The sequence below is a fragment of the Corynebacterium sp. 32222D000AT genome (assembly GCF_053546955.1).
The window spans coordinates 114,164-140,654 of record NZ_JBPPVW010000007.1 but is presented as its reverse complement, the minus strand read 5'-3'; the positions used below and the strand labels follow the sequence as shown (position 1 = coordinate 140,654).

29 protein-coding genes are annotated in these 26,491 nt (G+C 67.3%); 23 read left to right on the top strand and 6 right to left on the bottom strand.

The features are described 5' to 3' along the window. Positions 1-149 precede the first annotated feature (149 nt). Complete coding sequence (locus tag ACEE23_RS06355) at positions 150-830, bottom strand: TetR/AcrR family transcriptional regulator (RefSeq protein ID WP_368519101.1); 681 nt, start codon at positions 828-830, stop codon at positions 150-152. Positions 831-913: 83 nt separating this feature from the next. After that, entirely contained in the window at positions 914-1,327 is a 414-nt protein-coding gene (locus ACEE23_RS06350) for a cupin domain-containing protein (protein WP_368519102.1), read from the bottom strand. 41 nt (positions 1,328-1,368) lie between these two features. Between ACEE23_RS06350 and rimM the strand changes: the two genes are divergently transcribed. From rimM to ACEE23_RS06330, 4 genes are read left to right on the top strand one after another with little or no spacing between them, the layout of a single operon-like run. Beyond that, entirely contained in the window at positions 1,369-1,869 is a 501-nt protein-coding gene (rimM, locus tag ACEE23_RS06345; protein WP_368519103.1) for a ribosome maturation factor RimM, read from the top strand. Continuing rightward, positions 1,866-2,741 (top strand): tRNA (guanosine(37)-N1)-methyltransferase TrmD, encoded by an 876-nt coding sequence (gene trmD / locus ACEE23_RS06340; RefSeq protein WP_368519104.1) that lies wholly within the window; start codon positions 1,866-1,868, stop codon positions 2,739-2,741. The genes rimM and trmD overlap by 4 nt, the downstream gene beginning before the upstream one ends. Positions 2,742-2,743: 2 nt before the next feature. After that, positions 2,744-3,112, top strand: coding sequence for a hypothetical protein (locus ACEE23_RS06335; protein WP_368519105.1), 369 nt, complete (start codon positions 2,744-2,746; stop codon positions 3,110-3,112). A 28-nt stretch (positions 3,113-3,140) separates the two neighbouring features. Further along, positions 3,141-5,444, top strand: a complete 2,304-nt coding sequence (locus ACEE23_RS06330) for a Tex family protein (RefSeq protein WP_448872845.1) — start codon at positions 3,141-3,143, stop codon at positions 5,442-5,444. Here the strand turns inward: ACEE23_RS06330 and ACEE23_RS06325 are convergent. Further along, positions 5,441-6,112, bottom strand: coding sequence for an LppP/LprE family lipoprotein (locus tag ACEE23_RS06325; RefSeq protein ID WP_368519107.1), 672 nt, complete (start codon positions 6,110-6,112; stop codon positions 5,441-5,443). The two genes, ACEE23_RS06330 and ACEE23_RS06325, sit on opposite strands and share 4 nt — an antisense overlap. A gap of 137 nt (positions 6,113-6,249) precedes the next feature. Here ACEE23_RS06325 and rplS point away from each other — a divergent pair, with 137 nt between their 5' ends. From rplS to ACEE23_RS06280, 9 genes are all read left to right on the top strand, one after another. Next, the gene (gene rplS, locus ACEE23_RS06320) at positions 6,250-6,594 is read left to right on the top strand and encodes a 50S ribosomal protein L19 (RefSeq protein WP_290222280.1); all 345 of its coding nucleotides are present in this window, start codon (positions 6,250-6,252) and stop codon (positions 6,592-6,594) included. 226 nt (positions 6,595-6,820) lie between these two features. Then, positions 6,821-7,537, top strand: coding sequence for a signal peptidase I (lepB, locus tag ACEE23_RS06315; protein WP_368519414.1), 717 nt, complete (start codon positions 6,821-6,823; stop codon positions 7,535-7,537). Continuing rightward, entirely contained in the window at positions 7,515-8,342 is an 828-nt protein-coding gene (gene lepB, locus ACEE23_RS06310) for a signal peptidase I (protein WP_409338344.1), read from the top strand. Before lepB (ACEE23_RS06315) ends, lepB (ACEE23_RS06310) begins: the two co-directional genes overlap by 23 nt. Before the next feature lie 6 nt (positions 8,343-8,348). Further along, positions 8,349-8,990: a ribonuclease HII gene (locus ACEE23_RS06305; protein ID WP_448872842.1), complete on the top strand. Its 642-nt coding sequence runs from the start codon at positions 8,349-8,351 to the stop codon at positions 8,988-8,990. Between the two features lie 69 nt (positions 8,991-9,059). Next, complete coding sequence (locus ACEE23_RS06300) at positions 9,060-9,365, top strand: DUF2469 domain-containing protein (RefSeq protein WP_070768865.1); 306 nt, start codon at positions 9,060-9,062, stop codon at positions 9,363-9,365. Positions 9,366-9,570: 205 nt separating this feature from the next. After that, entirely contained in the window at positions 9,571-9,939 is a 369-nt protein-coding gene (locus ACEE23_RS06295) for a YraN family protein (protein ID WP_368519109.1), read from the top strand. After that, on the top strand, positions 9,926-11,479 hold the full coding sequence (locus ACEE23_RS06290) for a YifB family Mg chelatase-like AAA ATPase (RefSeq protein WP_448873549.1): 1,554 nt from the start codon (positions 9,926-9,928) through the stop codon (positions 11,477-11,479). The genes ACEE23_RS06295 and ACEE23_RS06290 overlap by 14 nt, the downstream gene beginning before the upstream one ends. A 38-nt stretch (positions 11,480-11,517) precedes the next feature. After that, positions 11,518-12,714 (top strand): DNA-processing protein DprA, encoded by a 1,197-nt coding sequence (dprA, locus tag ACEE23_RS06285; protein ID WP_448872418.1) that lies wholly within the window; start codon positions 11,518-11,520, stop codon positions 12,712-12,714. A gap of 44 nt (positions 12,715-12,758) precedes the next feature. Next, positions 12,759-13,655, top strand: a complete 897-nt coding sequence (locus tag ACEE23_RS06280; protein ID WP_368521234.1) for a tyrosine recombinase XerC — start codon at positions 12,759-12,761, stop codon at positions 13,653-13,655. A gap of 9 nt (positions 13,656-13,664) precedes the next feature. Here ACEE23_RS06280 and ACEE23_RS06275 read toward each other — a convergent pair whose 3' ends face one another. Then, a complete protein-coding gene (locus tag ACEE23_RS06275; RefSeq protein WP_368519112.1) occupies positions 13,665-14,177 on the bottom strand; it encodes a M23 family metallopeptidase in 513 nt (170 codons plus the stop codon). 399 nt (positions 14,178-14,576) lie between these two features. Between ACEE23_RS06275 and rpsB the strand changes: the two genes are divergently transcribed. From rpsB to ACEE23_RS06250, 5 genes are all read left to right on the top strand, one after another. Next, positions 14,577-15,455: a 30S ribosomal protein S2 gene (gene rpsB / locus ACEE23_RS06270; RefSeq protein ID WP_368519113.1), complete on the top strand. Its 879-nt coding sequence runs from the start codon at positions 14,577-14,579 to the stop codon at positions 15,453-15,455. Positions 15,456-15,743: 288 nt separating this feature from the next. Continuing rightward, positions 15,744-16,556, top strand: coding sequence for a translation elongation factor Ts (tsf, locus tag ACEE23_RS06265; protein WP_368519114.1), 813 nt, complete (start codon positions 15,744-15,746; stop codon positions 16,554-16,556). Positions 16,557-16,787: 231 nt separating this feature from the next. After that, the gene (pyrH, locus tag ACEE23_RS06260; RefSeq protein ID WP_448872421.1) at positions 16,788-17,525 is read left to right on the top strand and encodes a UMP kinase; all 738 of its coding nucleotides are present in this window, start codon (positions 16,788-16,790) and stop codon (positions 17,523-17,525) included. Between the two features lie 74 nt (positions 17,526-17,599). Beyond that, entirely contained in the window at positions 17,600-18,157 is a 558-nt protein-coding gene (gene frr / locus ACEE23_RS06255; protein ID WP_368519115.1) for a ribosome recycling factor, read from the top strand. Between the two features lie 104 nt (positions 18,158-18,261). Beyond that, entirely contained in the window at positions 18,262-19,173 is a 912-nt protein-coding gene (locus ACEE23_RS06250) for a phosphatidate cytidylyltransferase (RefSeq protein ID WP_409338161.1), read from the top strand. Here ACEE23_RS06250 and ACEE23_RS06245 read toward each other — a convergent pair. After that, the gene (locus ACEE23_RS06245) at positions 19,170-19,577 is read right to left on the bottom strand and encodes a LapA family protein (protein ID WP_368519117.1); all 408 of its coding nucleotides are present in this window, start codon (positions 19,575-19,577) and stop codon (positions 19,170-19,172) included. The genes ACEE23_RS06250 and ACEE23_RS06245 overlap by 4 nt on opposite strands. Before the next feature lie 104 nt (positions 19,578-19,681). Here ACEE23_RS06245 and rlmN point away from each other — a divergent pair, with 104 nt between their 5' ends. From rlmN to ACEE23_RS06230, 3 genes are read left to right on the top strand one after another with little or no spacing between them, the layout of a single operon-like run. Then, a complete protein-coding gene (gene rlmN, locus ACEE23_RS06240) occupies positions 19,682-20,818 on the top strand; it encodes a 23S rRNA (adenine(2503)-C(2))-methyltransferase RlmN (protein ID WP_448872424.1) in 1,137 nt (378 codons plus the stop codon). Between the two features lie 43 nt (positions 20,819-20,861). Then, entirely contained in the window at positions 20,862-21,668 is an 807-nt protein-coding gene (locus ACEE23_RS06235) for an ABC transporter ATP-binding protein (protein ID WP_448872426.1), read from the top strand. Next, entirely contained in the window at positions 21,661-23,280 is a 1,620-nt protein-coding gene (locus ACEE23_RS06230) for a hypothetical protein (RefSeq protein WP_448872428.1), read from the top strand. Before ACEE23_RS06235 ends, ACEE23_RS06230 begins: the two co-directional genes overlap by 8 nt. Positions 23,281-23,371: 91 nt before the next feature. On the opposite strand, the gene ACEE23_RS06225 is transcribed toward ACEE23_RS06230, so the two are convergent. Continuing rightward, positions 23,372-23,836 carry a DUF2631 domain-containing protein gene (locus tag ACEE23_RS06225; RefSeq protein ID WP_368519121.1) on the bottom strand — a complete coding sequence of 155 codons (465 nt, stop codon included), beginning with the start codon at positions 23,834-23,836 and terminating at the stop codon, positions 23,372-23,374. A 163-nt stretch (positions 23,837-23,999) separates the two neighbouring features. Between ACEE23_RS06225 and dxr the strand changes: the two genes are divergently transcribed. Both dxr and ACEE23_RS06215 read left to right on the top strand, forming a co-directional pair. Next, the gene (gene dxr, locus ACEE23_RS06220) at positions 24,000-25,166 is read left to right on the top strand and encodes a 1-deoxy-D-xylulose-5-phosphate reductoisomerase (RefSeq protein ID WP_448872430.1); all 1,167 of its coding nucleotides are present in this window, start codon (positions 24,000-24,002) and stop codon (positions 25,164-25,166) included. Positions 25,167-25,189: 23 nt separating this feature from the next. Further along, positions 25,190-26,398 carry a M50 family metallopeptidase gene (locus tag ACEE23_RS06215; protein ID WP_448872432.1) on the top strand — a complete coding sequence of 403 codons (1,209 nt, stop codon included), beginning with the start codon at positions 25,190-25,192 and terminating at the stop codon, positions 26,396-26,398. The last annotated feature ends 93 nt before the right edge of the window (positions 26,399-26,491 follow it).

Below are 26,491 nucleotides of genomic sequence, written 5' to 3'. Positions count from 1 at the left end.
ATGCAATATCGAAATCAGACCCTTGAAGCCCTAACCGCCTAGAATTAAAACCAGTCCAACTTTCGGGGGCCAGTTCACGGGCGGGGGCTGTGGATAATGCCCACCGAGGCGCGGGCACGCGAACAGGAGGAAACCGCTAGTAGTATCTACTAGTCCAGCAAGGCTTTGTGTACTGTTGCGAAGACGTGATCGGCTAGCTGCAGTTGTGTCGACTCCTCGAGCGTGGACAGGTGGCTTTCGAGGCACAGATGCGTGAAGCCGTGCAGAGTGGACCAGGCGCTGATGGTGTTGTGGAGGAGCCGCTCCTCGGACAGCGCGGTGCCGGCCTCGGAGGCGTAGGCGGTCATGGCGCTGCGGTAGGCGAGGATGGCCTCGACGTGCGAGTGCGGCAGCTGGTGGCGGTTGGCTAGCTCCGCGGGGGACAGCGCCTCGGCGTTGCTGAGCGTGGCGCTGAAGGCGGTGGCGAAGGTCGTGTCCGCGATGTTGAGCATGCAGCGGAAGAAATTGGGCTCCTCGCAGGAGAAATTGAAGTAGGCCCAGGCGGCATCGTGAAGCGCTTGGCTGGCGGTGGTGGTGCCGGCGCCAAAGCTGTCGAGCGCGCCTTGGGTGCGGCGGACTAGCTCGCTGATGGCGGCCTTGGCGACGGCGTGCTGGAGCTCGCCCTGGTTCTTGAAGTGGCGGTAGGCGGACGTCGGGGAAACGTCGGCCTCGCGGGTGACCGCCCGGATGGTCACGGCAGAGGGGCCTCCGCGCTTGCCGTACTTGGTTGCAATGCGTAGCAACTCGTTGTACAGGTCACCGTGATGGTAAGGCTTCGATCGCTGTTCCACCCTCGCCACGGTATCACTGAATTTTTATCCAAGAACTGTCTCGCGTAGTGAGAAGGCGGCGCATGGGGGTGAAAAGTCTTTATTTATTGGCGCGGATTTTCTCCCGTGTGCATCATGAGCAGCATGACGGCAGGGGCGTCACCTTTGTTTTTCTCCGCGGGGCAATCGACCCGGTGCGGCGCGTAGGCAGGGAGGTGGATCACAGTGCCGGGGGTGACGGCAGCGGACTGACCCTCGAATCCAAAAGTGACTTCTCCGGCCAAGCACTGCACCGTAATGGGGTGGGCGGCCTTGTGATCGGGCAGGGACTGGCCGGGCAGGAAGCTGAATAGGATGAGGTTGACGCCGTCGGCGGTCAGTACGCGGCGGACTCCGGGGCGGGGCCGGGAGGCATCGCTGGGCGGGGCGAGCTCGAGCAGGTTGAGGTGGGTCAGTGTGCCCTCGGCCGGGGTGGCTTCGCCGAAGGTCTCGGGGCGGTTAATCGGTAGGTGGTCCATCGGTGTCCAGTCTAGCGAGCGCGCCAATTAGTATGGTGCGTATGGATTTGATGATTGGCCGCGTCGTGAAGTCGCACGGGGTGAAAGGTGAGGTCGCGGTGGACGTGACCACGGACGACCCAGACGCCCGCTTTGCGGTGGGTGAGGTGCTGCAGGGCAAGCAGGGAAACAAGGAGCACACGCTGACTATCGCGTCGGTGCGCCCGCACCAGGCGCGCCTGTTGGTGCGCTTCGAGGAGATCCCGGACCGCACCGCCGCAGATTCCCTGCGGGGCACCAAGTTCTTCGCGCCCCCGCTTGACGATGCCGACGACGACGGCTTCTACGAACACGAACTGTTGGGCCTGCGCGTCATCCACGACGGCGCGGACATCGGCGAGGTCACCGCCCTGCAGCCCGGGGTCGCGCACTCGCTGCTGGAGTTTAGCGGCGCCGAGGGGAGCACGGGACTTATCCCGTTCGTGGAGGAAATGGTCCCGGAGGTTGACCTGGAGGCGGGGACCGTGACGGTCACCCCGCCGGAGGGGCTGCTGGATCTATGAGGCTCGACGTAGTCACGATCTTCCCGGAGTATCTGGAGCCGCTGCGCCACGCGCTGCTGGGTAAGGCCATCGAGCAGGACCTGCTGCAGGTCGGCGTCCACGACCTGCGCCAGTGGGCCACGGACCGGCACAAGTCGGTGGATGATTCCCCGTTCGGCGGCGGTCCGGGCATGGTCATGAAGCCTACGGTCTGGGGCCCGGCGCTGGACGATGTTGCCGCCGGCACCGGTCCGGCCGCTACCGCCGCGCGCTTGGAGTCCTCGCTGCCGCACCTGAACCGGGCCCGCCACGACGAGCTGGAGAGCATCGAGGCGCGCCCGTATGCGGGCGACGGCGCCCCCGGCGAGGAGGACGACCGCCCGCTGCTTATCGTGCCGACGCCGGCGGGCGAGCCGTTCACGCAGGCGCACGCGCGGGAGTTTTCCCGCGAGGACCACATTGTTTTTGCCTGCGGGCGCTACGAGGGCATCGACCAGCGCGTCATCGACGACGCCCAGCGCCGCTACCGGGTACGCGAGGTCTCCATCGGCGACTACGTGCTTATCGGCGGCGAGGTCGCGGTGCTGGTGATCGCGGAGGCCGTGGTCCGGCTGGTGCCGGGCGTGCTGGGCAACCAGCGCTCGCACGAGGAAGATTCCTTCTCCGACGGGTTGCTGGAAGGCCCCAGCTACACCAAGCCGCGCGTGTGGCGGGAGCTTCCGGTGCCGGAGGTGCTGGCCTCGGGCGATCACGCGAAGGTGGACCGCTGGCGCCGGGAGGAGTCGCTGCGCCGCACCCGGGCCCGCCGCCCGGAGCTTTTGGAAGGTGCCGAACTCAGCGAAGCCGACCGCGCCTTCCTGGCAGGCCTCGACGCGGATGGGGAGGCCCAGTAGGCATGGAGGTATCTACCGATCTGTCCGTCCTGGTGGGCGAGGAGGAGCTGCGCGCATGCGTGCCCGCGATGCCCGCCGCCCTGGCCGAGCGCCGCGTCACCGTCAGCGACATCGCGGTCGAGGTCGTCGACGCCGAGTGCGCGGCGGACAACGTCCTGGTCCGCGAGTACGTCTGGAAGCACGGCCAGGAGCCGGTCGGGCTGGTGGTGTGGCGGGTCATCGTCAACGCGGAGACCACGCTGGCGCTGCCGAAGGTGACCCAGGCGGTCGCGGAGACGCTGCCCGCCGCGGCGCTAAGCTACGGCACGAGCGAAATCGGACACACCGAGTTTGGCCTGGGCACGACCCTGGCGTACTCGTCGTCCCGGTAATTTAGATTCTTAGTAGAAGAGGTGTTTTGTGAATATTGCAGCCACGATTGCTGCGGAATTGAACGTGCGCGTCGACCAAGTCGAGGTCGCGCTCAAGCTCATGGCGGAGGGCAACACCGTGCCCTTCATCGCCCGCTACCGCAAGGAGGCGACCGGCGGGCTCGACGATGCCCAGCTGCGCACCATCGAGGAGCGCGCCACCTACCTGCGCGAGCTGGAAGAGCGCAAGGAAACGGTGCTGGCGGCCATCGAGGAGCAGGGCAAGCTGACCGACAATCTGCGCGCCCAGATTGTGGCCTGCGAGTCGAAGGCCCGCCTGGAGGACCTGTACCTGCCCTACAAGAAGCGGCGCAAGACGAAGGCGGACATCGCCCGCGAGGCCGGCCTGGAGTCGCTGACCGATAAGCTCATCGAGAACCCGGCGGCGGACCCGGACAAGCTGGCTGAGCAGTTCGTGACCGAGGGCTTTGCCGAGCCGAAGAAGGCGCTGGAGGGCGCTCGGGCCATCCTGGTGGACCGCTTCGCCCTCGATGCCGACCTGGTCGGCCAGGTGCGCGAGAAGTTCTTCGACGACGGCGCGCTGGGCGCCCAGGTCGTCGAGGGCAAGGAGGCCGAGGGAGCGAAGTTTACGGACTACTTCGACTTCTCGGAGCCGTTCGACTCGCTGCCGTCGCACCGCATCCTGGCGCTGCTGCGCGGCGAGTCCGAGGGCGTGCTGCACCTGAACCTGGACGCCGGCGAGGACGCGGCTTACGAGGGGATCATCGCGGATCGCTTCGACCTGGATACCTCCTCGGCCTGGCTGGCCAACGCGGTGCACTGGGGCTGGCGGACCAAGCTTTACGTCTCCTCCAGCCTGGACGTGCGCATGCGGCTGAAGGAGCGGGCCGAGGAGGGCGCGTTGCAGGTATTCGCCACGAACCTGCGCGACGTGCTGCTGGCCGCCCCGGCCGGCCAGCGCGCCACCCTGGGCCTGGACCCGGGCTACCGCAATGGTGTGAAATGCGCGGTCGTGGACGCGACCGGCAAGGTGTTAGATACCACCATCATCTACCCGCACCAGCCGCAGAATCAGTGGTCGCAGGCGGTTAAGGCGCTGGCCACCTGGTGCGCGCAGCACTCGGTGGACCTGATGGCCATCGGCAACGGTACCGCCTCCCGCGAGACCGAGAAGCTGGCCGGCGAGGTCGCTGACCTGGTCGCCCAGGCCGGCGGGGCGCGGCCCACACCCGTGGTGGTCTCCGAGTCGGGGGCCTCGGTCTACTCGGCCTCCCCGCTGGCGGCGGAGGAATTCCCGGACATGGACGTCTCCCTGCGCGGGGCGGTCTCGATTGCCCGCCGCCTCCAGGATCCGCTGGCCGAGCTGGTCAAGATCGACCCGAAGGCCATCGGCGTGGGCCAGTACCAGCACGACGTCAACCAGACCCAGCTGGCGCGCACCCTGGACGCGGTCGTCGAGGACGCCGTCAACGGGGTAGGGGTGGACCTGAATACCGCCTCGGTCCCGCTGCTGGAGCGCGTCGCCGGGGTGAACTCCACCATCGCCGGTAACATCGTGGCCTACCGCAACGAGCACGGCAGCTTCGCCAGCCGCAAGGAGCTCAAGAAGGTTCCGCGGCTAGGGCCTAAGGCCTTCGAGCAGTCCGCCGGCTTCCTGCGCATCACCGGCGGCACCGACCCGCTGGATGCTTCCGCGGTGCACCCGGAGGCCTACCCAATCGTGGCGGCGATTGCGAAGTCGACGGGGCTGGGCATCGGCGAGCTGATTGGCAACTGCCGGGTGTTGAGCGCGCTGAACCCGCAGGACTTCGCCGACGAGACCTTCGGTGTGCCGACGGTGACCGACATCATCGCGGAGCTGGACAAGCCGGGCCGCGACCCCCGCCCGGAGTTCAAGACCGCCACCTTCCGCGAGGGAGTAAACAAGGTCTCCGACTTGACCCCTGGCATGATCCTGGAGGGCACGGTCACCAACGTTGCCGCCTTCGGCGCCTTCGTGGACGTGGGGGTCCACCAGGACGGGCTGGTTCACGTGTCCGCGATGAGCCACAAATTCGTCTCCGACCCGCACGAGGTGGTCCGCTCCGGCGAGGTCGTCAAGGTCAAGGTCATGGACGTCGACGTGCAGCGCCAGCGCATCAGCTTGAGCCTGCGCCTGGACGACGAGCCCGGCCAGGACGGCAAGCCTGCTAAGGAAGCCAAGGGCGGTCGGGGCCCGAAGGGCGGCGGCAAGAAGCCGAACAAGCCGCGCGGCGGCAAACGCGGCCAGGCGGCAGCCCCGCAGGGCGGCTCCATGGCCGACGCGCTGCGCAAGGCCGGCTTCGGGCGCTAAGAAGCGCTGCCCGGGATGCGCCCGATGGGAACGACCCGGGTGCCATCCCACTGGAAGGTGACGTCCTCGGTGTAGTTCGGGGAGTCGGCGAAGCCGCCGCCGGCGGCATCGAGGGCCTCGTAGTCCTTGAAGCGGACCGTCACGGAGTCCTCGGTGCTGTCGATGACGGTGTGCTGCTGGGGCGGGTCGCTGCCGACACCCAAGAACTCGCCGTTGTGGAAGAGCATGAGCTGGGTCCCGTACTGCGCGTTGCCGCGCTCGGCCTGGAGGACCGTAGCCCAGGTCAGCGTATGGCAGGGGTTGTAGTTGGTCTCGCCCAGGTATTCCCACCCGTAGCTGTTGGCGGGAAGCTTGTCGAGGTTGTCGTAAATCTCGGCGGCCTGAGTATCGACGGCGCAATCGGCGTCGTGAGGCGCAGCCTCCACGGCCGAGGAATCCGGTGCCGCCGTTGACGCCGGAGCCGACGTCGTCGAAGTCTCTTGAGCTGTCTCCTCCGCGGTCGAGGTCGGGGCGGTCGCGGAACTGGTAGAGCTGGCCGGAGCGCTGGCAGTATCGCTAGCAGGCTCGCTGGCAGTGTCGACGGAGTCGGGATTGCTGCACGCGGCCAGCAGGCCCACGCACGCGGTGGCAATCGCAGCGGTTACGGTGGCGGTGACACGGTTCTTCATAGGGCCAAAGTACCGCACGCCGGGATTTGGCGTGGCCTTTATGGTTGTGTCAAAATAGACAACTGCTGTATGTAACAGGCACGAACCGGCGCCTTGGCGCTAGGGTCCTCTGTCTTAAACTGAAAAGGATTCAAACAATGAGCAACATCATCGACAAGATCGATGCCGCGCAGATGCGCGACGACATCCCGGCCTTCCGCCCGGGCGACACCCTCGAGGTTGACGTGAAGGTCATCGAGGGCAGCACCGAGCGTACCCAGCTGTTCAAGGGCGTCTGCATCCGCCGCCAGGGCTCCGGCATCCGCGAGACCTTCACCGTCCGCAAGGTCTCCTTCGGTATTGGTGTCGAGCGTACCTTCCCGGTGCACTCCCCGAACCTGGCCTCCATCAAGGTCTCCCGCCGTGGCCGCGTCCGCCGCGCCAAGCTGTACTACCTGCGCGACCTGCGCGGTAAGAAGGCCCGCATCAAGGAGCGCCGCTAGTCGCTCCCCGCGCACCCAAAGCTCGTGGGTGCGCTCCACGCCGCCGGTTCCTCGGACCACTAAGTCCGGGCCGGCGGCGTTTTGTCATGTCGGGGCCGTTTCGGCGGCTGCCCGCGAGGTGCTCGCCGCCGCGGTCGGCATTGTTGATAGGATCTACTGCGTGAATTACGACAACACAGCATCAACCCCGACCCCGGATGAGCCCGAGCAGTCCCCGGCGCAACCGGTGGAGCAGGAAAAGAAGCAGCTGCCGTGGCTGGTGGAAACGGCTCTGATCGTCGTGGGCGTGCTGCTGGTTGTCGGCGTCGTGCAGACCTTCATCGGCCGCCAGTACGTCATCCCGTCGGCGTCCATGGAACCGACCCTGCACGGCTGCGAGGGCTGCACCAACGACCGGATTTTCACCGAGAAGATCAGCTACTACGGCGACAACCACCCCGAGCCGGGCGACGTCATCGTCTTCGAGGGAACCGACTCTTGGAATACCAACTACCAGTCGCCGCGCTCGGATAACTCGGTCATCGCGGCCATCCAGGAGGCGCTGAGCTTCGTCTCCCTCGCCCCGCCGGACGAGAACACGCTGGTCAAGCGCGTCATCGCGACCGGTGGGCAGACCGTGTCCTGCCAGGCTGGCGACCCGTCCGTCATGGTGGACGGCAAGCCCGTCAACCAGGATTACGTGATGGATCCGCCGACCTACCCAGTTGACGAGAACTCCGGCTCCGAGGCCTGCGGCGGTCCGTACTTCGGCCCGGTGACCGTGCCGGAGGGCAACTACTTCATGATGGGCGATAACCGCACCAACTCGGCGGATTCGCGCTACCACCTCGACGACCCCTACCACGGCACCATTCCGGACGAAAACGTGCGCGGCAAGGTAGCCTTCGTCTTCTTCCCGTTCGACCGGCTCGGCGGTGTCGATGACCCGGACATCCAGCAGTAGCCAGCCTGCGCGTTCACCCCGGCGTGATTTCCGGCGCGCGGGGGATCCCCGCCCGGATACCCGCCGGGCGGGGCAGCGGCCGGCCCAGGCGCCCCGCTACGAGGACGACGGCGCCAGCTGGTGGCGCGGCATGGCCCTGGCCGTCGTGGCGACCGTCGTGCTGCTCAGCCTAATCCAGACCTTCATCGGCCGGCTCTACGTGGTCCCGTCCGGTTCGATGGAGCCGACCTTCCACGGCTGCGCCGGCTGCGAGAACGACCGCATCGCGGTGGAGCGGGTCTCGTATTATTTCCAGGACCCGCAGCCCGGCGACGTCATCGTCTTCGCCTCCACGCCCTCCTGGGACGGCGAGTTCACCGTGGAGCGCTCGAACAACGTGCTGGCGCGCGGCCTCCAGAACCTGTTCTCCCTGGTCGGGCTGGTGCCCAACGCGGACAACATCCTGACCAAGCGCGTCATCGCCACCGGCGGGCAGACCGTGTCCTGCCAGGCCGGTGACCCGGCCGTGATGGTCGACGGTCGGCCGACGGATCAGTCCTTCGTGCTGAGCCCGCCGGTCAACGAGATCAACCCGCTGACCGGCTCGGAGGCCTGCGGCGGGGACCACTTCGGGCCGGTGACCGTGCCGGAGGACAGCCTGTGGGTGATGGGGGATTCGCGGACGAATTCGCTCGACTCCCGCGCCCACCTGGGCGATAACCGGCAGGGGACCATCCCGGTCGACAACGTCCGCGGCAAGGTGCGCGCGGTGGTCCTGCCGCTGGGGCGCGGCGGCATCGTCGAGCACCCGGACATCCTGGGGTAGCCGGACGTGCGGGCGCTGAAACAGTTGCGGACCTACGAGGTCGCGCTTTCCAAGGCGGGCCTGGGGCCGGTCGCGGGCGTGGACGAGGCCGGCCGCGGGGCGTGCTGCGGGCCGATTACCATCGCCGCCTGCGTGCTGCCCGACAAAATCATCCCGGAGCTTGCCACCCTGACTGATTCCAAGAAGCTCACGCCGCGGGCGCGTGAGCGGCTCTATCCCATCATCCAAGACTGCGCCCGGGCCTTCGCCGTCGTGCACATCGGGCCCGCCGACATCGACCGCCGCGGCATCCAGCACGCCAATGTCTCCGGGATGCGGCGGGCGGTCGCGCGCCTGGACCTGCGGCCGGGCTATGTGCTTACCGATGCCCTGAAGGTGCCCGGCATGCCCTGCCCGCAGCTGCCGATGACCGGCGGCGACGCGGCGGCTCGGTGCATCGCGGCGGCGAGCGTGCTGGCCAAGGTCTCTAGGGACCGGCTGATGGCCGAACTCGACGAGCGCTACCCGGGCTACGGCCTGGCCGGGCACAAGGGCTACGGGACGGCGGCGCACACGCGCGCCATCGAAGAGCTGGGGGTGAACCCGCAGCACCGCCTGAGCTATGCGAACGTCGCCGCGGCGCAGCGAAAATACCTGGGCGCGCCTTGACGTGTGCGGGCCGCGGGCAGAATATGCTGGGCGTTATTACCTGCCCACGCGCTAAGGAGGAAGACCAACGTGAGTGCCGAGGACCTGGACAACTACGAGGCTGAAGTCGAGCTGTCGCTCTACCGCGAGTACCGCGACGTGGTCAGCCAGTTTTCCTACGTGGTCGAGACCGAGCGACGCTTCTACCTGGCGAACGCGGTAGAGCTCATCCCGCACACCTCCGGTGCGGACGTCTACTACGAGGTACGCATGTCGGACGCCTGGGTCTGGGACATGTACCGCGCGGCCCGCTTCGTGCGCTACGTCCGAGTGATCACCTACAAGGACGTCAACATCGAGGAGCTCGACAAGCCCGATTTCGTCCTGCCCGACTAGGGCTGCGGCACTATAGGCGCTGGCGGGGCAGCGCGCAACTTGGAGCGCGCGGCGCCTGTGGATAACTCGGGGTGCTAAGCAGTTATCCACAGTTTCGGCCCGCGCGGGCCCAACTGTTCTTGTGCGGGGGTTGACTGCGGCGGTGTGATGTGGGTGTGCCGGTCGGCACGCGTTTTAAGCCACAGATTTTTGGGGGAATTTCTACATGCACACCGCCTATACACGCAACCATGCCTTAGCCCGCCGCGGGGAAGCCTACGCGGCGCAGTTCTACCGCCGCCGCGGCGGCCAAGTCCTGGCCCACAACGTCCACTACGCGGTCGGGGAGATCGACCTTGTCGTGCTGGCGGGCGATACCGTCATCTTCGTTGAGGTCAAAACCCGCAGCCGGCGCGACTTCGGCGTCGCCGAGGCCGTGAGCCCGCGCAAGCTGGCGCGCCTGCGCAAGGCGGCGCGGCTCTGGCTGAAGGACAAGCCTTTCACGCAGGTGCGCTTCGACGTCGTGGCGCTGGTGACCTGCGGCGCAGGCTTCGAGCTCGAGCACTACCCGGGGGTCGATGATGGCGCTCGGTAAATGCTATACGACCGCCCTGGACGGGGTGTTGGCCAACGTGGTCACCGTCGAGGCCAATATCGGGGCCGGGCTGCCCGGCACCCACGTGGTGGGCCTGGCGGATACCGCCATCACGGAATCCCGGGAGCGCATGCGCACCGCGGTGACCAACTCGCAGCTGCGCTGGCCCAAGACGAAGATCATCATCTCCATGTCGCCGGCGTCCATGCCAAAGTCGGGCTCCCACTTCGACCTGCCCATGGCGCTGGCCATCCTGGTCGCGGCGATGGGACCGGAGGCGGACCTGGAAACGGGCATTGACGGCGCCAGCCCCGCGGGGCGCCTGGCTAGCTGCCTGGTGCTGGGCGAGCTGGGATTGGACGGGACCGTGCGCGGGGTGCCCGGGGTCATTCCGGCGCTGCTGTCGGCGCGCAAGCACGGCTACCGCACGGTGCTCATCCCGCCGGACAACGCCGCGGAGGCCGCGCTGATTTCCGACATGAACGTGCTGGTCGCACCGACGCTTGAGAGGGCGCTGGCGTGGGTCTGCGGGGCGACGCCGCTGCAGTCGGCCGCCGCGGCGGCCGGGCCGGGCGCGCACGCGCAGGCGCCGCGCACGCCGCTGGATTTCCGGGACGTGGCCGGCCAGGCGCCGGCGAAGAAGGCCGCGGAGATCGCGGCGGCCGGCGGCCACCACCTGATGATGGTGGGCCCGCCCGGCTCCGGCAAGTCCATGATTGCGGCGCGCCTGCCCAGCATTCTGCCGGCGCTGAGCACCGACGAATCCGTCGAGACCACGGCCGTTCACTCGTTGGCCGGATCGGCGGGGACGGTCATCGGGCACGCGCCCTTTATCGCCCCGCACTCGTCGATTACGCGGGCGGGGCTGCTTGGCGGCGGGGGAGCGCGCGTGCGGCCCGGCGCGGTCAGCCTGGCCCACAACGGGGTGCTCTTCCTCGACGAGGTTTCCGAAGTCCCCGCCGCCTTCCTGGACGGGCTGCGGGCGCCGCTGGAGGAGGGCATCGTGCGCGTGGCCCGGGCGCGCCGGGAGGTCAGCTTCCCCGCGCGCTTCCAGCTGGTCATGGCCGCCAACCCGTGCCGCTGCGGGGCCGACCAGGCCTCCCGCTGCCGGTGCCGCTCCGCCGACCGGCAGAACTACCTGCGCAACATCTCCGGGCCGCTGCGCGACCGCCTGGACATCATCCTGAGCCTGAGCGCCCAGGGCGCGGTCATCGGCAGCGCGGACGAGGAGCCCTCCGCCGTCATCGCCGAGCGGGTGGCCGCGGCCCGGGAGCGATCCGCCGCCCGGTGGCGGAGCGCCGGACTGGATGCCCGCACCAACGCGGCGGTGCCGACGTTTTGGATGCGGCGGGAATACCCGGCGACCGAAGACGCGATGGAAACGCTCAAGGCCCTGCTGCTGATGGGGGATATCACGCAGCGCGGCATCGACAGGGCGCTGAAGGTGGCCTGGACGCTCGCGGACCTGGCCGGCCTGGAGCAGCCGGACCTGGATTTGGTCTCGCAGGCGCTGGAGCTGCGGCAGGACTCGACGCTCTAATCCAGAAACGGAACAACTACAGGGGGAGGAAAACTTTTATGTCCGATTTTCACTTGCGCACCGAGCTCGACGCCTGGGTCTACCTGAACCGGGTCGTGGAGGGTCCGTCGCGGCACCTGGCCGCGCTGCTGGCCGAGTACTCGGTCGATGAGGTCGCCCACGGCGTCTACCACGCCCGGGACTGGATAGGCCCGCTGCTGCGCCAGACCGCCAGCCGGCGCGACTGGCTGCGCCAGGACGAGGACCTAGCGGCCGCCCGTAGCGTCGGCGCCCGGCTGATCACGCCCGGGGACCCGGAATGGCCCCGCGAGGAGTTCGCGAGCGCCTTCGGCTTTTTCGGCCAAGCGGCGGGGGAGGCCCCGGCCAGCTTCGACGCGGAGGCTGTGGCTCCGCACTCGCTGTGGGTACGCGGCGGCAGCCTGCGGCAGGCCGTGCAAGAATCCGTGGCCTTAGTTGGCACCCGGGCGATGAGCCGGTATGGCTACGAGGCGACGCAGCTTTTGGCCCGCGACCTGTGCCAGCACCACGTCACGGTGGTCTCCGGCGGGGCGCTCGGCATCGATACCACCGCCCACCAGCAGGCCCTCGACAGCGGCGGATTGACGGTGGCGGTGGCCGCGTGCGGCGTCGATTACCCGTACCCGGCGCGCAACGAGCCGCTGTTTAACGCCATCGCCGCGCGCGGCGTCATGGTCAGCGAATACCCGCCGGGCACCACGCCGCAGCGCCACCGCTTCCTCACGCGTAACCGCCTGGTGGCCGCGCTGACCGCGGGGACCGTGGTGGTGGAGGCATCGTTTCGCTCCGGGGCGCTCAACACCGCCAACTGGGCGGAGGCGCTTGGCAAGGTCGTCATGGCCGTACCGGGGCCGATTACCGGGCGCGGATCCGTGGGCTGCCACCTGCGCATCCAGGAACAACGCGCCCAGCTGGTGGCGAACGCGGAGCAGATCCGGGAGCTTATCAGCCCGGTGGGCCAGGTGGACGCGGGCGAGCAGTTCGAGCTGGACTTCGCGGCCAGCCCCACCCAGCGCCTGTCGCGCAACGAGCTGCGCGTCTATGACGCCGTCCCGCCCAGCGACCGGGCCGAGGGAGCCCGCGCCCAGGACATCGCCCGCGAGGCCGGGATGCGGCTGCCGCTGGCCATCCACCTGCTGGTCGCGCTGGAAAAGCAGCAGCTGGTGCGCCGCCAGGGCAACCTGTGGGTCCGCGACGGTCTGGCAGACGGGTATTAGGAGCTTCCCGCAGGCCTGACCACCCGCGGACTAGACTGTGGGGCATGACTACCACGCCCCGCCCCGCCGGCCAGCTGGCCGAGGCGATCGAGGACTTCGCCGAGCACCAGCGGCTGGTCGAGGGCAAGTCGGCGGCGACCGTGCGCGGCTACCGTTCCGACTTGCTTGACCTGTCCCGGACGGTGGGCACCTTCGCGGAGTTTCGCCTCAACGCGCTGCGCGCGTGGCTGGCGGAGGCGGTCAGCCAGGGCAAGGCCCGCTCCACCCTGGCGCGGCGCACCGCGGCGGTGCGCGCCTTTTCCACGTGGGCGCAGCGCCAGGGCTACCTGGACGCCGACGTGGCCGCCCGGCTGGTCAGCCCCAAGGTGGACAAGCACCTGCCGACCGTGCTGGGCACGACCCAGGCCGGCGAGCTGGTCGGCAACGCGGTCTCCCACAACGAGGAGGAATTCGCCCGCGACAGCGCCATCCTGGAGCTTTTGTACGCGACCGGCATGCGCGTGGCGGAGCTGGCCGGGCTCGACTGCGACGACGTCGATCTCGCCCGGGGCACCGCCCGGGTCACGGGTAAGGGCAACAAGCAGCGGGTGGTGCCCTTCGGGCACGCGGCCGCCGATGCCCTGGCGCACTGGCTCGACGATGCCCGCCCCCGCATGGCCGCCGTCGAAGACGCCCTGTTCGTCGGTGTGCGGGGCAAGCGGATTGATGTGCGGCAGGTCCGGCGCATCGTCGAGCGCGCCGGGGCCGTGACCGGCACGCCGGATCTCTCCCCGCACGGGCTGCGGCACTCGGCGGCGACGCACTTGCTCGAGGGCGGGGCGGATCTGCGCGTGGTCCAGGAACTTTTAGGGCACTCCTCGCTGCAGACCACGCAGGTCTACACGCACGTCTCCGCGCAGCGCCTGCAGGAGGTCTACCGCCAGGCGCATCCGCGGGCGTAGAAAACCGGCCTAGGAGGTCGCGGATGCCAGCGGCTTGAGGCGGATGACCGGGCTGCCCAACAGGCTGAGTGGGTCGAGGTAGTCTTCCGCGCCGCGCCGGGCACCCCAGTGCAGGCCGGGCTTGTCGTCGTGCGGGTGGCCCAGCGTGCCGATGACCTGGCCGGCGGCGACGGCCTCGCCGCGGCTGACCCGGGCGTGGACGGGCTCGTAGGTGGTGCGGATGCCATCCGCGTGATCGATGGAGACCACCGGTTTTCCGGCAACCACCCCGGCGAAGGCGACGTGGCCGTCGTCGGCCGCGCGGACCGGGGAGCCAACCGTGAGCGCCAAGTCCACGCCGCGGTGGCCGGCGAGCCAGCGCTGCGCCGGCGGATCGAAGCCGCGCAGAACTTGGCCCGGGGTGGGGGAACCGGAGACGGGATCGACGTAGGCCACGGCGGCCGGGGGAGCGAGCAAGAACAGGAACAGGGTGGTCGAACAGCAGGCGGACAGGATACGGGGAACAATTCGTTTTAAAGTCATGCCTTCACTGTGACCGGGTGGTCGCCGTGGGGAAAGGGGCCGCAGCGCCGCCTGTGGATAACTCGCCGAAATCGGCCGAAGTGGTTGACTCGTCAACACGGGGTTATCCACAGGCACGCTTATGTTTTGGCGCGACCAGGTTTTGCGGCTATTATTGAGCACAGCAGTATGTCTTGTGTGCGTGCCTGAGCTTTTTCATCTTTTCCACGCGCGCGGCGTGCTGACTACGCGCGGCGAAGCCGCTGCCTCCTGCTAGAAGGTGCGCAGCAGTCGCGGCCAACGCGGTCCCCGCGGTTAAAGCGGGGTGTTGGCCACGGCCTTCGTAGCCAGGGTGCGGGATAAAAACCCGCACGAATATTTTGTCCAAAACCAAAACCGAACTAGGAAAGCGAGCGAAACATGGCAGTCGTAACCATGCGCGAGCTCCTCGACGCTGGTGTGCACTTCGGCCACCAGACCCGTCGCTGGAATCCGAAAATGCGCCGTCACATCTTCACCGACCGTAACGGCATCTACATCATTGACCTGCAGCAGACCCTGACCTACATCGATGAGGCCTTCGAGTTCGTCAAGGAGACCGTCGCACACGGCGGCACCATTCTTTTCGTGGGCACCAAGAAGCAGGCTCAGGAAGCTGTCGCCGAAGAGGCCGAGCGCGTTGGTATGCCGTACGTCAACCACCGCTGGCTGGGCGGCATGCTCACCAACTTCCAGACCGTTGCCAAGCGTCTGAAGCGCATGAAGGAGCTTCAGGCCATGGACGCGGCTGAGGACGGCTACAAGGGCCGCACCAAGAAGGAAGTCCTGATGCTCAACCGCGAGCGCACCAAGCTGGAGCGCGTCCTGGGCGGCATCTCCGACATGACCAAGGCTCCGTCCGCACTGTGGATCGTGGACACCAACAAGGAGCACATCGCAGTCAAGGAAGCTCACAAGCTCAACATCCCGGTGGTTGCCATCCTGGATACCAACTGCGACCCGGACGACGTCGACTACCCGATCCCGGGCAACGACGACGCCATCCGCTCCACCAAGCTGCTGACCGGCATCGTTGCCACCGCAGTTGAGGAGGGCCGCAAGGCTCGCGAAGAGCGCCAGCTGGCCGCCGCTAAGGAAGCCGCCGGTGACTCCGCCTCCAAGGAGCAGCGCGACGCCGCTGAGGCCGCCGCCGCTTCCGACCCGGCTTCGGCTACCGAGGCTGAGCAGTCCCCGGACGACGCACTCAAGGTTGAGGGCGAGGTCCAGAAGCCGGAAGGCCAGCAGCCGGCCGGCAACTAAGCCCCTAAAAGGCTAATCCAACAGTTACCCCCGCGCCCCGCGGAAACGGTGGGCTCGGGGGTTTGCTGTAGCGTATGCTGGTGGACGCTTGCCTTGGCTAAAACACCACCCGCCGTGCGCGCGGTGAGCGTCGAGGCAAGCGGCATGAGCACTGAAGCTTTAGGACAAGCGGGCCCTAGTCCGGCTTGGGGAGTGTAAAAAGGCCACCCTACGCCGGCGGCACCTGAGCTAATCGGCTACGCTTGTGCATCGAACATCGTTTTTTACACAAGGAGGATCGCCCGAATTATGGCGAACTACACTGCTGCAGACGTTAAGGCACTGCGTGAGGCAACCGGTTCCGGCATGCTCGACTGCAAGAAGGCACTCGAGGAAGCTGGCGGCGACTACGACAAGGCCGTCGAGCTGCTGCGCATCAAGGGCGCTAAGTCCGTCTCCAAGCGCGCAGACCGCGAAGCTACTGAGGGCCTCGTGGCCGTGTCCGGCAACACCATGGTCGAGATTAACTGCGAGACCGACTTCGTGGCGAAGAACGAGGACTTCAAGGCTTTCGCCGCCAAGATCGCCGAGGCTGCCGCTGCCGCAAAGGCTAACTCCACCGAGGAGCTCAACGCTGTCGAGATCGACGGCAAGGCTGTCTCCACCCTGATCGACGAAGAGTCCGCCAAGATCGGTGAGAAGCTGCAGGCTCGTCGCGCCGTGACCATCGAGGGCGACAACGTCACTACCTACCTGCACCAGCGCTCCGCCGACCTGCCGCCGGCAGTGGGCGTGCTGGTTGCCTACGAGGGCAACGCCGAGGGCGCACACGCCGTCGCTCTGCAGATCGCCGCTATGAACGCTGAGTACCTGACCCGCGAGGAAGTTCCTTCCGAGATCGTGGAGAAGGAGCGCTCCATCGCGGAGGCCACCACCCGTGAGGAGGGCAAGCCGGAGGCTGCCCTGCCGAAGATCGTGGAAGGCCGCCTGAACGGCTTCTTCAAGTCCGTTGTCCTGCTGGAGCAGGCTTCGGTCTCTGACAACAAGAAGACCGTCAAGCAGGTCGCTGAGGAAGCCGGCACCACCATCACCGGCTTCGTCCGCTACGAGGTCGGCGCCTAATAAGGCCCCAGCCCTAGCGCACTAGGTGCGCGCGCTTTTGCCCCAGGCAAGCTCCTCCCACCCGGGAGAGCTTGCCTGGGGTTTGTCGTATCTTCGGGCAGGCCCGTGCGCGGCGGGGCGGGGCATGGGGAAGCAGGCCACTGGAGTGGGTAGAATGAATTCGACTCGCGTTTAGACGATAAGTCGAAACGAAAGAAACCTTGTTTTACGTTCCATGGCAAAGGAGACGACATGCCTGAAACCACCCCAGAAGGCACAAACAGGACCGGCTACAAGCGCGTAATGCTCAAGCTCGGCGGCGAGATGTTCGGCGGCGGCAAAGTGGGCATCGACCCGGACGTGGTCGAAAACGTGGCCCGGCAGATCGCTGAGGTGGCGAACAACGGCACGGAGATCGCCGTCGTCATCGGCGGCGGCAACTTCTTCCGCGGCGCCGAGCTGTCCCAGCGCGGTATGGACCGCGCCCGCTCCGACTACATGGGCATGCTGGGCACCGTGATGAACTCGCTGGCGCTGCAGGACTTCCTGAAGCAGCTGGGTGTCGACTGCCGCGTGCAGGCCTCCATCAACATGGCGCAGATCGCGGAGCCCTACCTGCCGCTGCGCGCCGAGCGCCACCTGGAAAAGGGCCGCGTGGTCATCTTCGGCGCCGGCATGGGCATGCCATACTTCTCCACGGACACCACGGCGGCGCAGCGCGCGCTGGAGATTGGCGCGGAGGTCCTCTTCCTCGCTAAGGCTGTCGACGGCGTCTACTCCGACGACCCGCGCACCAACCCCGACGCGGAGCTCTACAGCGAGATCACCCCGAAGGAAGTCATCGAAAAGGGCCTCAAGGTCGCGGACGCGACCGCCTTCAGCCTGTGCATGGACAACAACATGCCGATCCTGGTCTTCAACCTGCTAGAGGAGGGCAACATCGCCCGCGCCGTGGCGGGCGAACAGATCGGCACTCTGGTCCAGTCCTAATAGCAAAAGAAGCGCTAAACCTGCTAGGGTTTTCCCCAGCTAGTTTCGATATTTCAAGGGAGAAACGTTAACTCATGATCGACGATATTCAACTCAGTGCGGAAGAGCACATGGCCGCCTCGGTGGAGCACACCCGCGAGCAGCTGGTGACCATCCGAACCGGCCGCGCTAACCCGGCCATGTTTAACGGTCTGGTCGCGGAGTACTACGGCGCCCCGACGCCCATCACCCAGATGGCTACCGTGTCGGTCCCGGAGCCGCGCATGCTGCTCATCAAGCCCTACGAGCAGTCCATGATTGGCGAGATCGAAAACGCCATCCGCAACTCCGACCTGGGCGTTAACCCCACTAACGACGGCCACGTGCTGCGCGTTACCGTGCCGCAGCTGACCGAGGAGCGTCGTAAGGAAATGGTCAAGCTGGCCAAGTCCAAGGGTGAGGACGGCAAGATCGCCATCCGTAACATCCGCCGCAAGGCCATGGAGTCGCTGAAGAAGCTGCAGAAGGACGGCGACGCCGGCGAGGACGAGGTCGTGGCCGCCGAGAAGGAGATGGAAAAGATCACCTCCGGCTACATCGAGCAGGTCGATCAGCTCGTCGACAACAAGGAAAACGAGTTGATGGAGGTCTAGCCTCCGCTCGAACGAGATGAGTAGGGTGCCGCCGCGTCACGCAATAGCCTGCCGCGGGGGCCAAGTTTTATTGCCCTTTCGATACTTCTTTGCCGATTGAAGGAATGCCAGTGACCAATCCTGCTTCGTCCGATCCCGCGCCCGCCCAGGCGGCGCCTGCTCGGCGCCACCTGCCGAAGCCGAAGAACGGCGCGGGACGCAACCTCTCGGCCGCCATCGGCGTGGGGGTCGCCCTCGGGGCGTTGGTTATCTTCGCGGTGTGGGTTGGCCCGCTCGCGTGGTACCCGGTGGTCTCCGTCGCCGTCGGCGTGGCCATGTGGGAGGTGCTTACCCGCCTGCGGGAGCATTCCTACCACCTGCCGCGCACGCTGATGATCATCGGCGGGCAGGCCATGGTCTGGATTTCCTGGCTCGCGGAGGCCGGCGGTTTGGTGGCGGTCTACGTGACCGCGGTGCTGGCGCTGATGTTCGGCCGTCTGTTTCACAACGGTCGGCACCGACCGCCGATCCACTACATGCGGGACATGTCGGTCGGCATCTTCGTGCTGACCTGGATCCCCCTCTTCGGCACCTTTGCCGCCATGCTCTCGCGGGTGGAAACCCCGCTGGCCAGCGGCTCGGCCTCCATTTTGACCTTCATGTTGTGCGTGGTGGCCTCGGATACCGGCGGCTATATCGCGGGCGTGATGTTCGGTTCGCACCCGATGGCCCCGGCCGTAAGCCCCAAAAAGTCCTGGGAAGGATTCGCCGGTTCCATCCTGTTCGGCACCGTCGCCGGTGCCCTGAGCGTGAAATTCTTGCTCCACACCGACGCCTGGATCGGCGCGATCATGGGCGTGGGGCTGGTCTTCTGCGCGACCCTGGGCGACCTGGTGGAGTCCCAGTTCAAGCGCGAGCTGGGCATCAAGGACATGTCCGCCATCCTGCCCGGCCACGGCGGCCTGATGGACCGGCTCGACGGCATGCTGCCGTCCGCCATGGTCACCTGGGTCGCGATGTCCTACCTGGCGACCTAGCGGCCGGCGCGCTTGACCTGGCGGCGCAGCTCGAACATGCGCCAGCCGCCGACGCACGCCATAATCAGCGCGCCGGCGATAGCAAACAACAAGAAGGCGATGCCGGCGGGGAAGTCACCGCTCCAGCCCAGGAAGTTGACCGGCACGGACTGCTGGTTCTGCATGATGAAGACGATGAGCAGGATAAGCAACAGGAAGCCGATGATGAGAGCCACCCAGGTGGAGGCGGCGAAGGAACCGGAGACCTTGCCCTTGCCCTGCGGCTTCTCGTCGGTGGCCGGGGTGGTCTCCAGGGCGCCGGAGTCGGCACCTGCTCCGGTGGTGGCGGGGGACTGGGGGTGCGTCGAGCCGGCGCCTTCGTAGGCGTCGGTGTAATCCGGTTCTGCGTTTCGGGAATGTGTCATATAAATATTTAAACGTGTCGCGGGTTGGTTGCGCCACTTCTGGGCCGCGTGGGCGCCGTTAGATTGGGCACTTGGCCCGCAGACGTGCCAAAATGGGAGGCATTATGGCACAGTCTGTGAAACTTAACTTCTCGGCCCCGCGGCGTGGTCTGCCGCCGAAGCACTTCGCCGACCTTTCCCACGAAGAACGCGTAGCCAAGCTCGCGGAACTCGGCCTGCCGAAGTTCCGCGCGAAGCAGCTGGCCCAGCACTACTACGTCCACTACACCAACAACGTCGAGGACATGACCGACGTCCCGGCTAGCGCCCGCCAGGACATCCAGGACGCGCTCTTCCCGGAGCTGATGACCCCGATCAAGCACTTGGGCACGGACGACGGGGAGACCACCAAGTCCCTGTGGCGCCTGCACGACGGGACCCTGCTGGAGTCGGTACTGATGCGCTACCCGGGGCGCGCGACCCTGTGCATCTCCTCCCAGGCCGGCTGCGGCATGGCCTGCCCGTTCTGCGCGACCGGCCAGGGCGGGCTGGACCGCAACCTGTCCACCGCGGAGATCGTCGAGCAGGTCCGCAACGCGGCGAAGGAGATGGCCGCGGAGGGCGGCCGCCTGTCCAACATCGTCTTTATGGGCATGGGGGAGCCGCTGGCCAACTACAAGCGCGTCGTGCAGGCGGTGCGCCAGATCACCGCGCCCGCGCCCTTCGGCTTCGGCATGTCCATGCGCAACGTGACGGTCTCCACCGTCGGCGTGGCACCGGCCATCCGCAAGCTGGCGGACGAAGACCTCTCCTGCACCCTGGCCGTGTCCCTGCACACCCCGGACGACGAGCTGCGCGACACCCTGGTGCCGATCAACAACCGCTGGTCGGTCGAGGAAGTCTTGGACGCCGCGCGCTACTACGTGGAAAAGACCTCGCGGCGCGTGTCCATCGAGTACGCGCTCATCCGCGACAAGAACGACCAGGATTTCCGCGCGGACATGCTGGGGCGCAAGCTGCACCAGGCGCTGGGATCCAAGGTCCACGTCAACGTCATCCCGCTGAACCCGACGCCGGGCTCGGAGTGGGACGCCGCCCCGAAGGCGCGCCAGGACGAGTTCGTCCGCCGCGTCCAGGCCCAGGGCGTGCCGTGCACGGTGCGCGACACCAAGGGCCAGGAGATCGCCGCGGCCTGCGGCCAGCTGGCCGCCGAGGAGCGGGACGAGGATTCCACCGACGCCAAGGAGCCGGCCGGCGTTTAGAACTACCCAGCGGGGTGGATAGCCAGCTGATAATCTGGCGGGCATGACGCAGCCCAACTTTCCCCAGCTCGCCGCTGATCCGACCACTCAGGCCTTCGCGGTGCGCGGCCTGAGTAAAGCTTTCTCCGGCACCCCGGCCGTGGACAACCTCAGCCTGGATATCCCGCGCGGTTCGCTCTACGGCATCGTGGGCCCCAACGGCGCCGGCAAGACCACCATGCTGACGATGGCCTGCGGGCTCGTACGTCCCGACGCCGGGCAGGCCTTCCTAGCCGGCCACGACGTGTGGGCCGAGCACAACCAGGCGGTCGCCCGCGTCGGGCTGCTTATGGACGGCGCCCCGGTTTTTGATCGCCTGAGTGGTCCCGAATACCTCTACTACCTGGGCGCGCTGCGGGGGATGGACGAATCCGTGGTGGCCAGCCGCTCCGAGGAGCTGCTGGCGGCGCTGCAGCTTTCCGATGCCGGCTCCAAGTACATCGCGGACTACTCGGCCGGCATGACCAAGAAGATCTTGCTGGCCGGCGCCCTGCTGCACGCCCCGGACGTGCTGGTGCTGGACGAGCCCCTGGAGGCGGTGGATCCGGTCTCCGGCCGGCTCATCCAGTCGATCCTGCGGGAGTTCGTCGCCGGCGGAAAGACCGTCATTTTGTCCTCCCACGTGATGGAGCTGGTCGAGGGGCTGTGCGATCACGTCGCGGTGATTCACCGCGGGCGGGTGGCCACCTGCGGCCACGTCGATAACGTGCGCCAGGGCCGCAGCCTGACCGACCTGTTCATCGAGCTGACCGGCGGCGGGTCCCTGGCCGAGGGCTCCCTGGGCTGGCTGCGGGGTGGCCGCGATGACTAAGAAATCGGTGCCCGCCACGCTGTTTTCCCTGCACCGCACGCTGTGGACGCGCAGCTTTAAGTCCAACCCGTCCCAGACCTGGCTGGTGGCGCTTTTCGGCCTCTACGCGCTCATCGGCCTGGCCAGCGTGACCCTGAACGTCGGCCTGGAGGTCTCCGAAGGGCCGGGGCGTTTCCACGCCCTAACCGGTGCCGTGGCCCTAGGCACGGCGGCGCTGATCGTCATCAGCATCTTCATGCCCGCCGGGGAGCGCCAGGTCGGTCCGCTGGATCTGCGTGGCCTGCCCATCGATGCCGCCACGGCCGAGCGCGGGCTCGCGCGGGTGGCGCTGTGGTCCAGCCGCGTCTTCATCGCCGCTGCGGTCACCCTCATCTTCGCGGTGGCCGGATCCCTCATCCTGGCGGCCAACGGCGCCGCCCCGTCGATCGTAGTCTTCGTCCTGGGCCAGGTCTTCTCGCTGGCGCTGGCGGTGGTGTGGACCGAGGTCATGGCGGGCGCAGCGCAGCTGGTGGTCAAGGAGATGGGGGCCAGCAAGTCGCGGACGTCGATGATTTCCGGCCTCGGCTTCGTGCTGGTTATTTTCGGCTTCGTCGCCGTCCAGAACCTGGGCGTCGAGGGCCTGCCCATCGTTGGCTTCGGCGAGGTCGCCGCCTGGACGCCGCTGGGGGCCGGCATGGGCTGGGCGGCATCGGTAGCCAACGGGCAGTGGGCGCTGGCCGCGGGGCAGCTGCTGGCCGCCGTGGTCTTTTTGGCCCTGGGGCTGTGGCTGTGGCGCCGGCAGACCGCCCGTAGTGTCCGCCAGGCCTACGAGTCCGCGCCGCAGGCCTCGGAAGGAACGCGGGCCCAGGGCGTGGGCGCCCTGCGGCTGCCGGGCCTGCCCTATGCCAGCCCGGCGGCGATGGAATACAAGCGCGTGCTGCGGTATTTTATCCGCGATACGCGGCTGTCGTCCACGCTTATGCTCCTGCCGGTGATGATCATTTTCGCCGTCGTGATGAGCCTCGGCGGCCGCGGGGTGGAAGCGTTGTTCTTCCTGGCCTTTACGGGGGTCCTGGGCGGGATCAGCGCCTCCAACGATTTCGGCTACGCCGGGCCCAGCAACTGGGTGACCATGATGACGCCGCTGCGCCCGCGGGTCTTCCTCTACGCCCGTCACCTGGCCATGATCACCCCGGGTGTTATCGCGGCGGTCGTCCTCTTCGTCGTCTTGCTCATCATCCAGCCCGAACCTTCGCTGACCGCGCTCGTGGGCGTGGCCACCCTCGGCCTGCTGCTGTCGGCCTGCGGCCTGTCCATGGTGATGACCACCTTCAACCCGTATCCCATGTCCGCGCCCGGGGCGAACCCCTGGACGGACAAGTCCGGTATGCAGGCCGCGGCGTTTATTAGCGCCTTCGTGGTGCTGCTGGCCGGCTGGCTGCCGATTGCGCCCGGCGGCATCCTGATGACCATCGGGGTGAGCCAGTCCTCGGCCCTGCTCACCGGCCTGGGCGTGCTGGTGACCGTGGCCCTGCCCGCGGCGATTTACGCGGCGGCCTGGGTACTCTGCGGCAAGCGCGTGGACCAGCAGATGCCGGAAATCTACGCCAAGGTTGGCACCTACGTGAAGTAGCGCAGCGCAGGGTCACCTGCCGCGGACACGAAAAAGCCGCCGGCCCCGGGAAGGGGACTGGCGGCTTTAGTCTTGCGCGGCTAAGTGCTTTTTAGCGCTCAACCTGGGCGGTCGGAACGGCCTTGCCGGTGGCCTCGACGGCCTCGCCGACGCGCAGGTGGGACACGCGAGAAGGCTCGATGTTCAGGGCGCGCAGCTGGGAGTCGGTCAGCTCGGCGTAGGGGCCGCCGAGGGTCTTCTGCTCGTAGGTCCAGTCCAGCTCCTGGTAGCCCTCCGGCTGGTTGCGGGCGGTGATGGTGCGCACCTGCTTCATCTTCGGCTGGAAGAGGTCGATGATGAGGCCGATGGCGATCAGCGCGGCGAAGAGGAAGAGGTAGATGGTCTCCACGTGGCCGTGGTGGTTACCGAAGTTGTAGCCCAGCAGGATCAGGACGGTGATCCAGCCGGCGACCTGAACACCGGTATGCGGGGTCCGGGACCAGCCGAACTCTGCCGAGGGGACGTCATCGGTGGAAACTCCGCCGTGGACCTCAGGAACCAACTTGTGGGAAGACACGTGCACTCCTTTTGCGTGTGCGCCTTAAGCCCACGCCCCAGGCCGGGGCGCGGCACGGCGCTATAGGCCAACTATCTGGGCCCTATTTTAGAACATTGGCGCGGGCCCGTGCGATCGAACACCCCCGCCGCGCGGGGGCGGGGAAGCTACTACTCTAGGACGGGTGAGTATTAAGCGCGTTCTGATCCTGGGATCCACCGGCTCTATCGGTACCCAAGCAGTGGAAGTCATCCGGGCCAACCCCGACAAATTCGCGGTCGTGGGCATCGCCGCCGGCGGCAGGGACCCGCAGGCCATCATCGAACAGGCCCGGCAACTCAACCTTTCGGCTAACCACGTCGCGGTGGCCAATACCCAAGCGGCCGCGGAGGTCTCGGCGGCGCTGGGCGGGCAGGTCATCGCCGGGCCGGACTCCGCGGAGGAGCTCACCCGGGCAGTCGCTGCGGACACCGTGCTCAACGCCTTAGTCGGCTCGCTCGGGCTCCAGGCCACCCTGGCCGCCATTGAGACCGGCGCCTACCTGGCGCTGGCCAACAAGGAATCCCTGGTCGCCGGCGGCGCCCTGGTCACCAACGCCGCCCGCGAGGGCCAGATCGTGCCGGTGGACTCGGAGCACTCCGCCATGGCCCAGGCGCTGCTGGCGGGCCGGCGCGGCGAGCTACGTTCGCTGGTCCTGACCGCCTCGGGCGGGCCGTTCCGGGGCTGGACCCGCGAGCAGATGTGGGAGGTGACCCCGCAGCAGGCCGCCCAGCACCCGACGTGGTCGATGGGGCAGATGAACACCCTGAACTCGGCCACGCTCATCAACAAGGGCCTGGAGCTTATCGAGGCGACGCTGCTCTTCGACGTGCCGGCCGCTGACATTGAGGTTACCGTGCACCCGCAGTCCATCGTGCACTCGATGGCCACCTTCGCCGACGGCTGCTCCATGGCACAGGCCTCCCCGCCGTCGATGAAGCTGCCGATCTCCCTCGCCCTCGACTGGCCGAACCGCGTGCCGGACGCCGCCCCGGCGCTGGACTTTAGCAACGCCTACACGTGGGAATTCGAGCCGCTCGACGACGAGTCCTTCCCCGCGGTGCAGCTGGCCCGCCAGGTGGCGACCACCGGCGGCAGCCACCCGGCGGTATATAACGCGGCGAACGAGGAAGCAGCCGCGGCCTTCTTGGCCGGGCGGATCCACTTCCCGCGCATCGTGGACATCGTGGGCGAAGTGGTAGGTGACTGCGCGGGTTATGCTGGTGTACCCTCAAGCGTCGACGACGTCCTCGCGGTTGAGCGTGAGGCCCGCGCCCGCGCGAACGAGCGCGTGGATTACTACGCCCGCTAGCCAGCTAGAAAGCAGTACCGTTAATGGCCAATATCTTGGGGATAGTCCTGTTCGCCTTGGGCATCGGGATTACCATCACCCTGCACGAGGCGGGGCATATGCTCACCGCCCGCGCCTTCGGGATGCGGGTGCGGCGCTACTTCATCGGCTTTGGCCCCAAGATTGTGGGCTTTACCCGCGGGCATACCGAATACGGGCTGGCCGCCCTGCCGGTCGGCGGTTTCTGCGACATTGCGGGCATGACCCCGCAGGACGAATTCCTCACCGAGGAGGAAAAGCCCCATGCGATGTACACCAAGCCGTGGTGGCAGCGCATCGCGGTGCTCAGCGGCGGCGTGGCCGTGAACCTGGTCCTGGGCTTTTTAATCCTCTTCATCGTCGCCCAGACCGCGGGCCTGCCGGATCCGAAGGCGGACTACCGCCCGCGCGTGGGTGAGACCGTCTGTAGCGCGGACGCGGATGCCGCCGGGAATATCCAGCCGTGCCAGGGCGATGGCCCCGCGGCCGCGGCCGGGGTGCGCCCGGGCGACGTCATCCTGACCCTGAACGGCGAAGAGGTGCCGGATTCCACGGCCCTGCGCGACGAGGTCCTCCAGCTGCCGGGCGAGACCGTCGAGCTGGGCATCGAGCGCGACGGCCAGTCCCGCACCGTCGAGGTGGCACTCGACACCGTCCTGCGCCCGAACCCGCAGGGGGAGCTGGTCGAGGCCGGGTCTATCGGACTGGTCAACCAGCCGCTGAACACGGTCCGGCAGTACGGCTTCTGGGAGGCGTGGCCGGCCACCTGGCACTACTCCTGGAACATGCTGGAGGCGACCGTCGAGGGCATCAAGCAATTCCCGGCGAAGATCCCGGGCGTGGTGGCCTCCATCTTCGGCGCCGAGCGCGACGAGCAGGGCCCGATGTCCGTCGTGGGCGCCTCCCGCGTGGGCGGCGAACTGGTGGAAAACGACCTGTGGGCGGCGTTTTTCATGATGCTGGCGACGCTGAACTTCTTCCTGGCCTTGTTCAATCTCATACCGCTCCCGCCGTTTGACGGCGGCCACATCGCGGTCGTCATCTACGAAAAGATCCGCGACTTCTTCCGGCGCATGGCCGGCAAGCAACCCGCTGGCCCGGCGGACTACACCAAGCTCATGCCCGTGACTTATGCGATCGCGGCGGCGCTGCTCGCCGTGGGTCTGGTCATCATCGTCGCGGACGTGGTCAACCCCATCCGGCTCTTCGGCTGACCGGACCGCCCCAGCACAGGCGTCGGTGCGCGCCCGGCAGTGCTAAAGTGGGGGCGTTATCGGTAGTACCGCACAACCTGTCCCTACTTTTCT